The sequence below is a fragment of the Candidatus Stoquefichus sp. SB1 genome, assembly GCF_001244545.1.
Lineage (GTDB): Bacteria > Bacillota_I > Bacilli_A > Erysipelotrichales > Coprobacillaceae > Stoquefichus.
In genome coordinates this window covers 298,930-312,695 of the sequence record NZ_LN852696.1, presented here as the reverse complement: position 1 = coordinate 312,695, position 13,766 = coordinate 298,930, and the positions used below count along the sequence as shown (strand labels likewise).

Annotated in this window: 17 protein-coding genes; 6 read left to right on the top strand and 11 right to left on the bottom strand. The window is 30.3% G+C overall.

Annotated elements, in window-relative coordinates; translation table 11 throughout:
* Positions 1-4: 4 nt before the first annotated feature.
* Together BN1865_RS13985 and BN1865_RS13980 are read right to left on the bottom strand one after the other, a co-directional pair.
* Positions 5-373 carry a hypothetical protein gene (locus tag BN1865_RS13985; protein WP_050637881.1) on the bottom strand — a complete coding sequence of 123 codons (369 nt, stop codon included), beginning with the start codon at positions 371-373 and terminating at the stop codon, positions 5-7.
* 208 nt (positions 374-581) lie between these two features.
* Positions 582-1,085, bottom strand: a complete 504-nt coding sequence (locus tag BN1865_RS13980) for a hypothetical protein (protein ID WP_050637880.1) — start codon at positions 1,083-1,085, stop codon at positions 582-584.
* 157 nt (positions 1,086-1,242) lie between these two features.
* On the opposite strand from BN1865_RS13980, the gene BN1865_RS13975 reads away from it, so the two are divergent.
* Positions 1,243-1,611, top strand: coding sequence for a helix-turn-helix domain-containing protein (locus BN1865_RS13975; RefSeq protein ID WP_050637879.1), 369 nt, complete (start codon positions 1,243-1,245; stop codon positions 1,609-1,611).
* Between the two features lies 1 nt (position 1,612).
* The gene (locus tag BN1865_RS13970; protein WP_050637878.1) at positions 1,613-2,062 is read left to right on the top strand and encodes an ImmA/IrrE family metallo-endopeptidase; all 450 of its coding nucleotides are present in this window, start codon (positions 1,613-1,615) and stop codon (positions 2,060-2,062) included.
* A gap of 20 nt (positions 2,063-2,082) precedes the next feature.
* Here BN1865_RS13970 and BN1865_RS13965 read toward each other — a convergent pair whose 3' ends face one another.
* Positions 2,083-2,355 (bottom strand): hypothetical protein, encoded by a 273-nt coding sequence (locus BN1865_RS13965; RefSeq protein WP_050637877.1) that lies wholly within the window; start codon positions 2,353-2,355, stop codon positions 2,083-2,085.
* Positions 2,356-2,366: 11 nt separating this feature from the next.
* A complete protein-coding gene (locus tag BN1865_RS13960) occupies positions 2,367-3,230 on the bottom strand; it encodes a DegV family protein (RefSeq protein ID WP_050637876.1) in 864 nt (287 codons plus the stop codon).
* 112 nt (positions 3,231-3,342) lie between these two features.
* On the opposite strand from BN1865_RS13960, the gene BN1865_RS13955 reads away from it, so the two are divergent.
* The 3 genes from BN1865_RS13955 (at position 3,343) to BN1865_RS13945 (ending at position 5,174) form a co-directional block, all read left to right on the top strand.
* Positions 3,343-3,939, top strand: a complete 597-nt coding sequence (locus BN1865_RS13955) for an IMPACT family protein (protein WP_050637875.1) — start codon at positions 3,343-3,345, stop codon at positions 3,937-3,939.
* A gap of 167 nt (positions 3,940-4,106) precedes the next feature.
* Positions 4,107-4,670 carry a manganese efflux pump MntP gene (locus tag BN1865_RS13950; RefSeq protein ID WP_050637874.1) on the top strand — a complete coding sequence of 188 codons (564 nt, stop codon included), beginning with the start codon at positions 4,107-4,109 and terminating at the stop codon, positions 4,668-4,670.
* Between the two features lie 51 nt (positions 4,671-4,721).
* On the top strand, positions 4,722-5,174 hold the full coding sequence (locus tag BN1865_RS13945; protein ID WP_050637873.1) for a dUTP diphosphatase: 453 nt from the start codon (positions 4,722-4,724) through the stop codon (positions 5,172-5,174).
* 34 nt (positions 5,175-5,208) lie between these two features.
* On the opposite strand, the gene BN1865_RS13940 is transcribed toward BN1865_RS13945, so the two are convergent.
* From BN1865_RS13940 to BN1865_RS13925, 5 genes are read right to left on the bottom strand one after another with little or no spacing between them, the layout of a single operon-like run.
* A complete protein-coding gene (locus BN1865_RS13940) occupies positions 5,209-5,496 on the bottom strand; it encodes a hypothetical protein (protein ID WP_050637872.1) in 288 nt (95 codons plus the stop codon).
* A 35-nt stretch (positions 5,497-5,531) separates the two neighbouring features.
* Positions 5,532-5,666: a hypothetical protein gene (locus BN1865_RS18980; protein WP_255351767.1), complete on the bottom strand. Its 135-nt coding sequence runs from the start codon at positions 5,664-5,666 to the stop codon at positions 5,532-5,534.
* Positions 5,667-5,726: 60 nt separating this feature from the next.
* Positions 5,727-6,632 carry an IS3 family transposase gene (locus tag BN1865_RS13935; protein WP_082189971.1) on the bottom strand — a complete coding sequence of 302 codons (906 nt, stop codon included), beginning with the start codon at positions 6,630-6,632 and terminating at the stop codon, positions 5,727-5,729.
* Positions 6,633-6,676: 44 nt separating this feature from the next.
* Positions 6,677-7,075 (bottom strand): HTH domain-containing protein, encoded by a 399-nt coding sequence (locus BN1865_RS13930; protein ID WP_050637192.1) that lies wholly within the window; start codon positions 7,073-7,075, stop codon positions 6,677-6,679.
* Between the two features lie 54 nt (positions 7,076-7,129).
* Positions 7,130-8,005 carry an Rpn family recombination-promoting nuclease/putative transposase gene (locus tag BN1865_RS13925; RefSeq protein WP_050637871.1) on the bottom strand — a complete coding sequence of 292 codons (876 nt, stop codon included), beginning with the start codon at positions 8,003-8,005 and terminating at the stop codon, positions 7,130-7,132.
* 255 nt (positions 8,006-8,260) lie between these two features.
* Here BN1865_RS13925 and BN1865_RS18095 point away from each other — a divergent pair, with 255 nt between their 5' ends.
* On the top strand, positions 8,261-9,703 hold the full coding sequence (locus BN1865_RS18095) for an ISL3 family transposase (protein ID WP_050636206.1): 1,443 nt from the start codon (positions 8,261-8,263) through the stop codon (positions 9,701-9,703).
* A 61-nt stretch (positions 9,704-9,764) separates the two neighbouring features.
* Here the strand turns inward: BN1865_RS18095 and mfd are convergent, their stop codons facing one another.
* Both mfd and pth read right to left on the bottom strand, forming a co-directional pair.
* Complete coding sequence (mfd, locus tag BN1865_RS13910; protein ID WP_050637870.1) at positions 9,765-13,193, bottom strand: transcription-repair coupling factor; 3,429 nt, start codon at positions 13,191-13,193, stop codon at positions 9,765-9,767.
* 12 nt (positions 13,194-13,205) lie between these two features.
* Entirely contained in the window at positions 13,206-13,760 is a 555-nt protein-coding gene (gene pth, locus BN1865_RS13905) for an aminoacyl-tRNA hydrolase (RefSeq protein WP_050637869.1), read from the bottom strand.
* Between the last annotated feature and the right edge of the window lie 6 nt (positions 13,761-13,766).

Here is a 13,766-nt window from a genome sequence, read left to right as displayed (position 1 = left end):
CTCCTTATAATGCAGTTTGATACTGCATTAATCTTTTTAATTTTGTTTCTTTATCTTGTGTATCTAATCCACAATATGTTCTGATATATCCTAATTGATGCATTGCATTATCTATATGATTGAAAATATTTCTGATTTCATCCATATCTTTATCAGATTGAATTTCAATTTCATATTCTTCATAATTCATTGTTTCAATATCATCAAAACCTAAACTATCTTTTAAAACATAGTTATTTGTTTGAACAAAAGATACAACAGGATAAGTTCCTTGATAAAATCTTAATTTCTGATCAGTCAATTGAATCTCTTCAAAGACTTGTTTTAATGTTTGTGTTATCAATGTATAATTTTGACTTTCATGATTAATCATTGATTAGACACCTCCTTTATTCAATTGTCATGTCATATGTATGTCTCTGTATGAGATGAATATTGTAATGTTCTTACCTCTTGTGTATATGACATTGAATCTTATTGGCCAATTTGATTCGTATCAAGTAAGGCATCTCTCTGCCTTTTCTTGACACTATCATCTTACCACTGGTATAAGGTGAATAACTAGGTTCAATATCGGTTCATTAACGATCATCTTTCAATGATTGAATATTTTTTAAATATTGCTTATTGATTTCCTCAAGAGATGGTTTCTTATGATAATCAATATATTGAGATAATCCTAAACAGATTTCAGGTAATTCACGTTTATATGTACTTGTACTTATAAAATATTTTTCATTCAATAAAGTTAACATTTCTTCATAAGTCATGGCTTCCATATAGACTTCTAAAATGCATCTTTGACGTGCTGGCAATAAAAAAGTAATCAGCATAAATTGATCAAGAATTTGATCAAATAATTGAATTCTCATTTGTAAGAGTTCTCTTTTTTGCATATAGTCATTAAAACGGGTAATTTGTGATATACTTTGACCTTTTGGTTCATCAAAACGTGGAGAATGAGGGGCAGGCTCTTCCTTATATTCTTCTAATAAGTGAAATCTTTCTCTTTTTAGTGAACGCATAGATTTTAGATATTCTTTCATCTCTTTAATGATTGTTTGTTGTTGGGGGGTATATTTCATATTCTCATCCTTTCTCTAAGTTATGGTAAATATTTCCTTTGATAAGCCAATATTACTCTACGATTTGTAGAAATTCAAGTCAATTTCTAAGTTTCTTAGAGTTTTGATTGATTTTTTAAATTGAAAGGTATAAAATCGGAGTTGAAGAGGTGAGTCTATGGCAACGCTCAGTTTTAATATAAAAAAATATCGGGAAATGAAACATTTAACACAAGATGAATTAGGTGAGCTATTGAATGTGAGTGGAAAAACAATTTCTTCATGGGAAAAAGCAAGAAGTGAACCAAAAATGGATATGATTGAAAAACTAGCAAAAATATTGAATTGTTCTCAATCACAATTGATTGGTGAAAAAGATAGTGACTTTTTTACATCACCTGAAGAAGCTTTACAATTTATTTTAAAACAAGAGATGTTTGCAAAATTTGGTGGTTATGATTTAGAAACAATGAATGATGAAGAGATTGTTGATATGGCCAATGATATTGCTCAATTTATTAAGATGATTGCAAAGAGGCGAAAATAAAATGAAGGTTGCAGATTATGTTGAGCAAGTCATTCATTTATATCATACCAATAATGTTAGAGAACTCATTGATTACTATGATATTTCTATTCAATATTGCGATACGCTTAATCAGAATTGTGATTCTAGTTTAATCGTTATTAATAAGCAAGCTTATATAACTTTAAAAACTGATTTAAATCCTTTATATGAAAATTTTTTACTTGCTCATGAATTTGGTCATTTTCTTATTCACTATGATGATAATATATCTTTTTCTTTTATTTTAAAGACACGTAAAAATGCTTTAGAAAGAGAAGCAAATGAATTTGCCTGTCGTCTTTTGCTTCATGATGTTCATATTGATGAAATTGAAAATATTGAATTTATTATTCAAGAAAAAGGTATACCTCTTAAAATATGGTATAGCGTTAATGAGTTTATTTTTCCAATAGAAAACACAAAAAGGTAGGTCCAAGCCTACCTTTTCTATTATTCATCTATTTCTTTTTTGAGTTCATCTATTTCAGCATCATAATCATAGATGCGTCTACGCATTTCAGATACTTCTTCATCAATAGAGTTTTGATCTTCTAACAATTGAAAATAATATTTTCCTAAATCACGATAAACATCATCACGATCAGATTCTAAGTTCTTAATCTTCAGTTTAATCTTTGCAGTCCCTGCTAATTCCTGTGTTTTGTCAATCGCTTCCTCAGTAAACTTAGCAGCCTTTTTTGTAAAATCGTCAAATAAAGCCATCTTGTCATCTCCTATCCTTCATATTTTTTGATATATTGAACTCCAATACCTCCAACGCCCATATGTGCACCTACAACAGAAGGCAATTCTCTTAATTCAATTTCAATATTACCGATTTTATCTAAAACCATTTGTTTAACTTCAAGCGCACTTTCTTCACATAAAACATGTTCAATTGTGACTTTATAATCTTTATCATTCACACCTAATTCAATCATACGATTGACTAAAGTCGCTCTTGCTTTAGATAAAGTTCTGACCTTAGCTAAAGTATCTATTTTACCGCCTAAATCATAATTTAATTCCATTACAGGAACAATTTTTAGCATACCTGCTAAAAGTGCTACAGCGGGTGTAATACGACCACCTTTCTTTAAATGCTCAAGATTTGGAGCCATAATAATTGTTCCAGAATGTTCAACCATCTCTGTTAAAATAGCCTGTATTTCATTAACTGTTTTTCCCTCTTTTACAAGTTTTGATGCAGTGAATGTTAGATATTTATGATTTCCTGCTGTTCCTTTTGTATCAACCAAAGTTATAGGAATATCAACCATATCAGCAGCAACTTTCATCCCATTTAATGTTGATGATAAACCAGTTGCAATTGGTAAACCAATGACTTCATCGTATCCTGCATCTTTGATTCTTTGTAAAATTGTAACCATTTCTCCTGTTGGTGGCTGAGAAGTCATAACCATAATATTTTCTCTCTCCATTGTTTCAAAAACTTCAACACTAGAAATATCTTTTTGATCTAAATATGTTTTATTTTTCATTGTAATACATAATGGAACAATAAAAATGCCTTGTTCCTCATATTGACCTAATTCAATCTGACATCCACTGTCTGATAAAATAGCTATCTTATTCATTATAACCCCTCTTTTCTTAAACTCTCACTTATGGTCATATTATAAATCATTCAAGACCTTTTGACAATAACATGAAATCAGATATAATAAAGAAAAAGAAAGGAATGACAATATGCTTTCCATTAAAGAATACACAACTCATACACTTATTATTAAAAAATCTGAATTTATATGTCATTTAATTCCTTGTAGTGATATCACGAAAGCAAATCAATTGATTCAACAATATAGTGATCCCCAAGCCAATCATAACTGTGTTGCTTATATTATTGACAATCATGAACGAGGATATGATGATGGTGAACCTTCTGGAACAGCTGGTATGCCAATGTTAAATGTTTTAAAAATGCAAGGACTTAATCATGTGATTGCTGTGGTTACAAGATATTTTGGTGGAATTAAATTAGGTGCTGGTGGTTTAACCCGTGCCTATAGTCAAAGTGTATCTGAGACCTTAAAAAATGCAGAAATTGTTGAGACTGAACTTGTTGACTTGTACAAAATAACAATTGATTATACTTATACAAGAAAGTTTGAACATTTATTAAAACAACAAAACATAAAATGTATATCTCAAGAATATAATGAACAAGTCTCATATCTATGTTATTTGAGAGATCATACTTTCTTAGATCAGATTCAGGAACTCACAAATAATCAATTCCAATATAAAAAAATCGGTTGTGATTACATAGAAAAAGATGTTTGACATTATTTGGCACTATTGGTATAATTGGCTCATGATAAGGGAGTAGTTAGCACAGTTTTGTGTAATCATGTCAACGCATCGATATAACTATCTGGCACGATTTTAAATAATGAGACTTGTCTGTGGATACCACAGCCATGTCTTTTTTTATGTAAGGAGGAAGCAAAATGGGATTTATTGAAATTGTTATTATTGGTATTGGTCTTGCGATGGATGCATTTGCAGTGAGTATTTGCAAAGGTTTATCAACTCGAAAATTGCAATTGAAACATGCTTTTATATGTGGAGGATATTTTGGTCTTTTTCAAGGGTTGATGCCTTTAATTGGTTATTTTTTAGGTATTCAGTTTAAAAGCAAGATAGAAAGTATTGATCATTGGATTGCTTTTATATTATTATCACTTATTGGTCTGAATATGATCAAGGAAGCATTTGGTGATGAAGAATGCTGTGATCCAGATTTTTCTTTTAAAGCTATGCTACCACTTGCTGTTGCTACATCTATTGATGCTTTAGCCATTGGTGTAACATTTGCTTTTTTAAACGTCAATATCTTTTTTGCTGTTCTTATTATTGCAATAACAACCCTCATTATATCCATGGCAGGCGTTAAAATTGGACATGTCTTTGGTTCACGTTATAAATCTAAAGCTGAGATAGCTGGTGGCGTTATTCTCATTTTAATGGGATTAAAAATTTTATTAGAACATTTAGGTATTTTCATTCTATAATTCAAATTCAATTCACATTAAAAGTCAATAATAGAAATAGAGGTGAATAATATGAATGATGTTTCTAAATTATATCAAGTCTATATCAATAGAGAACTACAAACTGCAAAAAACGAAGTCCTTAATAGTGAAAGACTCAATCAGAAGATCCTTTCTTTCTTACATGATTTAAGTGAAGTTGCACAAGATTCTAGATGTTATTTATTTTGGGAAAAAGATGAACCTATTGATCATCAACAACTATTAGAACATTATATCGAAGGATTAACAATGTTAATGTCCATAGGTTATGAACTCAGCATTGATAGCATTAAAAATTATACAGAAATACCTGATACATCAGATATATATGCTTTATTCTTTAAAATTTATCAATCTATCTTAAAAGTACAAAGTCATTATTCCAGTGATGAATATCAAAATACAATAGATGATTATTTCACACTAGGTTTCCAATTGAATATTAATATTGACGAAATCATTGATAATTATCAAAACGATTAAACTCTTATATAAGAATTTAATCGTTTTTTCATTTTTAATCTTTCATATATTGTTTAGCTAACCTTTCATAAGGTATATTATCATTAACTAATGCTAGTATCTGTATGAATTCTTGTTCATTACATTTATTTAGCCACTTTTCAGCATCTTCATGATATTTCATCTTAATAAGTGTATTTAGTAAATTAACCATGCCTTTTCTTTTACCGTTTTGTTCAGTTTCATTTAGTTCCATCGCATGAAAGAACTCCTTTTCTCTTTCTTCCAGCAACTCTCTAATTAATGTTACATCTGTCTTAAACATCTCATAGCTTATTTCCATACACCTATCCTTTCATTTAAACTTTAGCATATCGCTTAATTATCTTGCTTAAACTGTTCAACTAAACTTTCATAGGATGCATTATTACTAATTAATGATAAAATTTTCATCAGTCTATTTTCCTGACATTGACTCAACCACTTTGAAGCATCTTGATGATACTTGATCATAATCAAATTATTTAAATTGTACCCTTTGTCAAGGACATTTTTAAGTAAAGAAGAAGGGATTTATGTATTGTTACTTTTCCCTATTTTTAAGGGATATTCACCACTCATTATATACTTATAGTATTCACATGGGGAAAGTTTTGCTAATCCCCATTGATATCTATCATTATTATAATATTCCATCCAGTCATCAATAATTGATTTAACTTCTTTATATTCTCTACACTCACTTATGTCTATTTCATCTTTCATATGTCCAAAAAAACTTTCCTGTGGTGCATTATCCCAACAGTTCCCTTTCCTCGACATTGATTGTCTTAATTTTCTATCCCTTAATATCTGAATAAAACTATAACTTGTATAATGACATCCCTGATCTGAATGCACCAATGTTTCTTCACTTAGTGATATTCCATGTCTATCTATTAATTTATTTACTGTTTCTAAAACAAAATCTACCTCCATTGTTTCACTTAACACATATGCTAGTATTTCTTTGGTAAAGGCGTCTAATATTGTTGAAAGGTAACATCTCTCCCCATTATATGGTATATATGTTATATCTGTTAGAAGAACTTTTCTTGCTCCATATTTCTTAAACTCCCTCTTTAATAAATTATCTGCTACATTATTCGTTTTTAATGCCTTTGCCATTCTTCTATATGGATTAGCTTGCCGTATTGGACAGTACAGATTATATTTCTTCATTAATCTTCGTATTTTCTTTACATTCATTATGACTGGCTCTTTCAGGTGCAGCAGTCGCATATAGATGCTTCTTGCACCTTTACTGTATCCCCGATACTGATATGCCTCTAAAATGATTTCAAAATCTTCACGATCCTGCTGCTCTCGTTCCTCTCTTTTTCCTTCTGCCTGAATCCATCGATAGTATCCCGATCGTGACACCTTAGCTATTTTACACAGTTCTGTGACTGTCAATACATTTTCTTCTTTGCTTATCATTCCATGAATTATTTCAAATTTATAGCCTGTATCTTCTATTATTTTTAAGGATCCTCTTTCTGTTTGGATACTTTTTTTAAAAAATCTACTTCCTGTCTTAGATATTGTAATTCGTTCTGAATTTGTTTGATTGTCTGTGGTGATGCTTCTGCTTCAGGCTGTTTGATAGCCACTCTTTTTTGACGAGTATATCCTTCTGTAAATTCACCCGCCATACCCTCTTTTTTTATTCTTTGCACAATGCTGTCTATTTGTTTTTGACCAAAATATTCAAGATTATATTCCAGATCTTTAAAAATCATTCTTGGACTCATACCAGCCTGATATTTAAGCCAGAATACTTTCTTGAACTCGGCAGTAAAAAATATTCTTTTTTCATCAACCTGAAAAGTATATGGATTATCTTTTAATTCTTTAATCTGTTTTTTAGTATATTTTTTCATAACTCCTCCTCTGGTATCATAACTATATTAACACCTTAGGAAGTTGTCAATAAATTAAAATACCCTTTTTTCTGTGTCTACAATTAAGGAATCTGTCCCTTTTTTATTCGTCCATCTTATAGGATGCCTTCTTCTTATTGTGTCCACATTTAGGGGTACATTATAAATTATTCCTTCTTTTTTCCCTTTTTCTTCACCTTCTTTAATTCCTTCTATTTTACCTTCTTGTCTTGTTTCATTTAGCTCCATCGCATGAAAGAACTCCTTTTCTCTTTCCTCCAGCAACTCTTTGATTAACGCACCATCTGCTTTAAACATTTCATAACTTCTTTCCATATATTGGACCATCCTTTCCTTTTCTTCATATTCAATGTTTTCTACTGTATTGTTTGCCATAAGATAGATCACTGCTTCAAACTCGCTTAGCTTCCTTTGTCTCGCTATTTTGTTTATCGCTTTAAGATTCACATAATAGATATGTATCACACAGTCTCTCATCTGCTTTCCATCCTCATATCTCAGGGTTCCATGATTGATGAGATGAACATTATCCTCATTGATGAAGATAATCAGATAGAACTCCTTGAGCTTACCATAATCCTTCTCTCCGTCAGCCAGCTGTATCACAATGCTCTTGCATGCATAATACTGAAACCTTTTGCTGAGAAAGGAATTCAATATTGTATTCTGCATCTCCATATCTACCTGATAGCCATCCTTAGTGATTAAGGTATCCATGATGATTCTCTTGTCAGTCTTGGACAGAGTTGTCAGTTCGGTATTGCTGATTCTTGCATCCGTCATATCCAGATGAGTGATATTCTCTATCAGAAACTTTCTGAATATAAAGGCATTATGATGCTCACTGCCACAGTAGTACTTAAAAAACAGGTCTTCCTTATAATCAAGTGCTAATTTATCTGCTTCCATTATTTACCCTCCTATTATATATATACGCAAAAAAAGGAGGAATTTCTTTTTTTAATGGAAACATTTTACAACTTTATTATATAATTGCATAAAGCAATTGTCAAATATTAAAAAGAACCAATTATTTTGGCTCTATAATTTAACTGGAGGATTTAAATAAATCTTTCAGTTTTATTTTTTATATAAAAATAGACATAACTATAACCTTACTGTAAAATTTATGTGCTAACTAAAATTCTTTGGAGGTTATATATTATGTCCACTTCTGATTATATCAATCTTATTCTTGAAATTCTACAAATTAATCATTTTTCTCATCTTTTTATTCCTGCTCCCTTTGATGATTCTTCTTCATGTCTTAAAAAAGTTCCTGATTCTAACGGTGTTCTCACTTTATTCATCCATCTTAAATCTCAAGTCTCTCCTCTTGTCTGTCCTCACTGCGGTTCATATAATCATCACATATCTAAAGGAACAAGATCTATCAATCTTAAGCATTTCTCCTTTGGCTCTCTCCCTGTCGTTCTTGTGGTTTCCTATCACAGATATATTTGTCATGACTGTTCTTCCTATTTCGTTGAAGATATTCCTTTTCAGTTTTACAATAGAAAGGCTACTATTCCTAATGTTCAGTCCGCTCTTTTTGAATTGAATGAAAATCATTCTATGGCTTCCATCTCCAGAATGCATGGCCTTGGTAAAAATACTATGTATCGCATCTTCAGTGAAAATATCCATATTCCTGATAGATTCTATCATCTTTCCTCTGTTATCTCTATTGATGAATTTAAGGCTACCAGCGATAAGGGAACTTATGCTTTTAATATAGTCAATCCTATCACTGGTAAAACTCTTGATATTATCGAAGATAGAAAAGCTTCCTTCCTGAAAAACTATTTCCTTAGGTTTCCCTTCTCTGAAAGAAAGAAGGTTAAGTTTATCATTATGGATCTTTCTGGTCCTTTTTACTGTATTATGCATTCTCTTTTCCCTCATGCCCAGATTATATGTGACAGGTTTCATTACGTCAGACTTGCTGGTCAGAATTTTATCCAGTCAAGACTCGATGCCTGTTCTTCTCTTCACTATCAGCCATTAGCTAAATCTATCAAAAGACAGCTTCGATTATTCTATAAATTCAGAAAAGATCTGGATAATGAAAAGACATGGTATGATTTTCATCTGAAAAGATACTTTACCTGTGCTTCCTATATTGATTATCTTTATGATCTTAGTGAAAGAAGAAATGATAAAGACTGTGATGATAATACTATGTTCGATTCTCTTGTCATTTTAGAAATGCTTGATAACTATGAAATTTATCAGAATCTATTGAAACTTATACATGAAAAACATAATGACTACAAAAAAGAATTAAACAGATGGCTTGATTATATCTTTGATACTCAAAATAGTTATTATCAGATAACTGCTAAAAACTTTAGAAAGAGATGGTTTATTCCTCTTTTATGTTCATTATCCTATACAACCATATACAAAAGAAGAAACAGATCATATAGAACGAGCTTTAATAATGGATTCATTGAAGGAATGAATAATAAAATCAAACTTGTCAAAAGGAATGCATATGGTTTCAGATATTTCTACAATTTAAGAAAACGCATATTTTTACATCTTGGATATAGTTATACTTTTACTTATAAAGACAGAAAAAAAGGAATCCCTATTTTTCAATAGTTATTCCTTTATCCTCCACTCTTGACACAGAGCCATTATTTTTTAATAATTGGTCATCTTTTTATATTGACATCTTTTTTAGTTCATTTAATAATTCAATCGCTAAAGGAAGCCAATTACCTTGTGTTGGAATTAAAATCACAATTTCATTTTTCATATATTTTAATTGTGGTTTATCAAATAAACGATTAACAAGTTCAAATAAGATATCTCCTTGAATATGTTCCGTAAACTCTTGTGTAAGCATAATTTGAACGGCTGCACCAACTTCTTTAACTGAATCAATAAATGGTTCTGTGCATAATATTTCATACTTACGTTTTAAAACAATATTACTTACTTCTCTTGGTAATGTTCCATATAAATCTTTAAGTTCTTTTTCTAAAGAAGTCATCTGAGAAAGGTGTTGAGCTTTATAAATACGTTGATATAGATTCAACTTTTCAATATCACTTTCTACATAATTTTCAGGAATATATCCTTCAACATTAATATTTTGAACCGGTACTTCTTGATCATTATTGCTTTCACCTGTTTTTTCATCAATTGTCTCTTGTAATATTTTCATATACATATCAAATCCAACACTATCAATAAATCCAGCTTGTTCTCCACCTAAAATATCACCAGATCCACGAATTGATAAATCACGCATAGCAATTTTATAACCACTTCCTAATTGAGCAAATTCTTTAATTGCTTTTAAACGTTTAGACGCTTCTTCATTCATCTGTTTATGCTTAGCATATAATAAATATGCATAAGCCATCCTTTCGCTTCTCCCTACTCTTCCTTTAATTTGATACAATTGAGATAAACCAAATTTATCAGCATCCTCAATAATGATTGTATTAGCATTAGGAATATCTATTCCTGTTTCAATAATCGTAGTACATACTAAAATATCATATTCTTTATCCGTAAAAGCCTGCATCACATCTTCTAACTGGTCTTTTGACATTTTACCATGACCAATTGCTACTCTTGCAGTAGGAACCATTCTTGCAATTTGATTCGCAACTGATTCAATTTGTGATGTTCTATTATAAAGATAAAAAACTTGACCTTTTCTCCCTAATTCTCTTTCAATCACTTGTTTAATTAATTGTTCACTTTTTTCCATTACATATGTTTGTACTGGCAAACGATTAAGTGGAGGTGTTTCAATTTGTGATAAACCTCTAATACCCATTAATGACATTTGTAATGTTCTTGGAATAGGTGTTGCTGTTAAAGTAAGGACATCTATTGTTTCACGAATTTCTTTAATTTTTTCTTTTTGTTTAACTCCAAAACGTTGTTCTTCATCAATACATAATAAACCTAAATCTTTAAAAAGAACATCTTTGGATAAGATTCGATGTGTTCCAACTAACAAATCAATCTTTCCTTCCTTTAAATCAGATAAGATTTGTTTTCTTTGTTTGATTGTTGTAAAACGATTTAATAAAGCAACATTGACAGGAAAATTTTCAAAACGTTTCACCATTGTATGATAATGTTGAGAAGAAAGGATTGTTGTTGGGCAAAGAAAAGCAACTTGCTTATTGGCTAATATTGCTTTAAAGCATGCTCTTAAAGCAACTTCCGTTTTCCCAAATCCAACATCTCCGCACAACAGTCTGTCCATCGGTCTTGGCAATTCCATATCTGCTTTAATTTCTTTAACAGCCATTGCCTGATCAGGCGTTAAATCATAACCAAAACATTCTTCAAATTGAATTTGCATAGCATCATCTTTAGGAAAAGCAAAACCTGGTTGTTTCATTCTTGCTGCATACAAAGCAATGAGCTGATCTGCTAAATCATTGACTTTATTTTTAACTCTCTGTTTTGTCTTTTGCCATTCAGTACTATTTAAAGCATGAATCTTTGGTGCTTTGCCATCACGAGAAGCATATTTTCTAACTAATTTAAAGTTTTCTACTGGAATATATAAAGTATCATTGCCTTTATAAGCAATATATAAATAATCTTTTTTTGTTCCTTTCATCTCTAAAGTTTTAATACCCATGTATTGTCCTATCCCATGTGTATCATGAACAACATAGTCACCAATATTTAATTCTGTATAATCATTAATAACTTTTGCATCTTTATATTTAATATATCCTTTTTTCTTTTGTGAATTGATTTTAAATAACTCTGTTTCTGTCAAAAGAATAACATGTTCTTCATAAAAATCTATACCTGTTTTAAGATTTCCTAAATAAATATTAACTCCATCATAAATATGTTCATCATTTCCAACCATTGTATAAGTTATAGAATTTTGTTCTAATAATTCAATCATCATTTGAATTTGATGACTATTATCTAAACACATTAAAATCTTATTTTGAATTAAATAATCCTTGATTTGTTGAATTAATTGTTTTTCATTCAACATTGATAATTGAATTTCTCTTGTTACAAATGATATTTGTGAATCTTTTGTTCTAAAATCATAAAACTGAATTTGTTTTCTTTTAAAAAGTGAATCTAATTCATGATATAAAGAAAGACCTTTCACCATTTTCCCAATTTCTTGTAATTCATGTGTATAAAAGAAAGTTTCATCAACATATTGATTGTATGCTTGCTGAATTCTTTCCATATTTGAAGATATAAACAAAGCATCAGGACAATAAGATAATAATGTTGTTGATGTTGAAAATAATCCCATATATTGATAAAGACGTGTTGAATAACCATACCCTTTTAATGATTCAATATCAATTGATATTTCTTCTTCAAGATTATCCATATGTTCATCACATGGTGTTTCATCTTTTAAATTCTCAATTTGTCCAATGACATCATTAAGTTCATCAACAGGATATAATAAATCAGTTGCAGGCAAAATTGTAACTTCTTGAACCTTCTCTAATGATCTTTGGGTATTTTGATCAAAAAATCTTAAACTTTCAATTTCATCATCAAAAAATTCTATACGAATAGGATGATCATATTGAATAGAATAAACATCAATAACACCACCACGCTTAGAATAATAGAATGGTTCATCAACACGTTGAATCATTTGGTAACCACTTTGAATTAATTTTTCTCGAAGCAAAGATGGTTCAATAACCATTCCTACTTGTAATTCCATTGTATGATCAATAAATAACTTTTGATGAGGAATATAACGAATATAACTATGCATATGACAAATCACAACTTGTGGTTCATTACGACACAATGATGCTAATGTATTAATTCTTTCTCCCATGATTTCCTGAGATGAAGCCAAAGCTTCTACTCTTAAAGATTCATCACAAGGAAAAAAAGAAACTTTATTTTGCATAATTGGATAAAGCTCCTGATATAGAAGCTGAGCCTGATATAAATTTTCTTTTACAACCAGCATTTGCTTTGGTGAACTGAAAAAAGCACTAGCAATGAGGATAGCCTCATCACTAGCGTGAGATACAATAATCTCGCCTTTTTCTTTAATCAAAGCAAGATAAGCTGGATTATTCTTTAATATTTCAATAATCTTCTTCATCTTTGCCTCCTTTTAATTGAATCCATTCATAGCAGCAACAAAATCTTTTTGTAAAAAAACTTCTACTGCTTTGACGGCATTTTCAATTCCTTCATCTATCAATGGCTGTTCATCTTTTGTGAATTTTCCTAAAACATAATCAATAACTTTAATATGAGGATGCTTATCAATTCCCACACGGATACGTTTAAAAGACTGTGTTCCAACATGCGCAATGAGGCTCTTAACACCATTATGCCCACCAGCACTTCCACTTTCCCTTAATCTTAATTTACCAACTGGCATATCCATATCATCGTAGATAACCAATAAATCATCAACATCTATTTTAAAATAATTCATCACTTGAATAACTGATTCACCAGAATTATTCATATATGTCATTGGCTTCAATAAAATAACATCTTCACCTTGATACTTCAACTTTGCGTATTCGCCTTTAAACTTTTTCATATCAATTGAAACATTCAAAACATCAGCCAACCGATCCATAACCATAAAACCAACATTATGTCTCGTCTTATCATATTCTTTTCCTGGATTTCCTAAACCAACAATCAATTTCATAAAAAA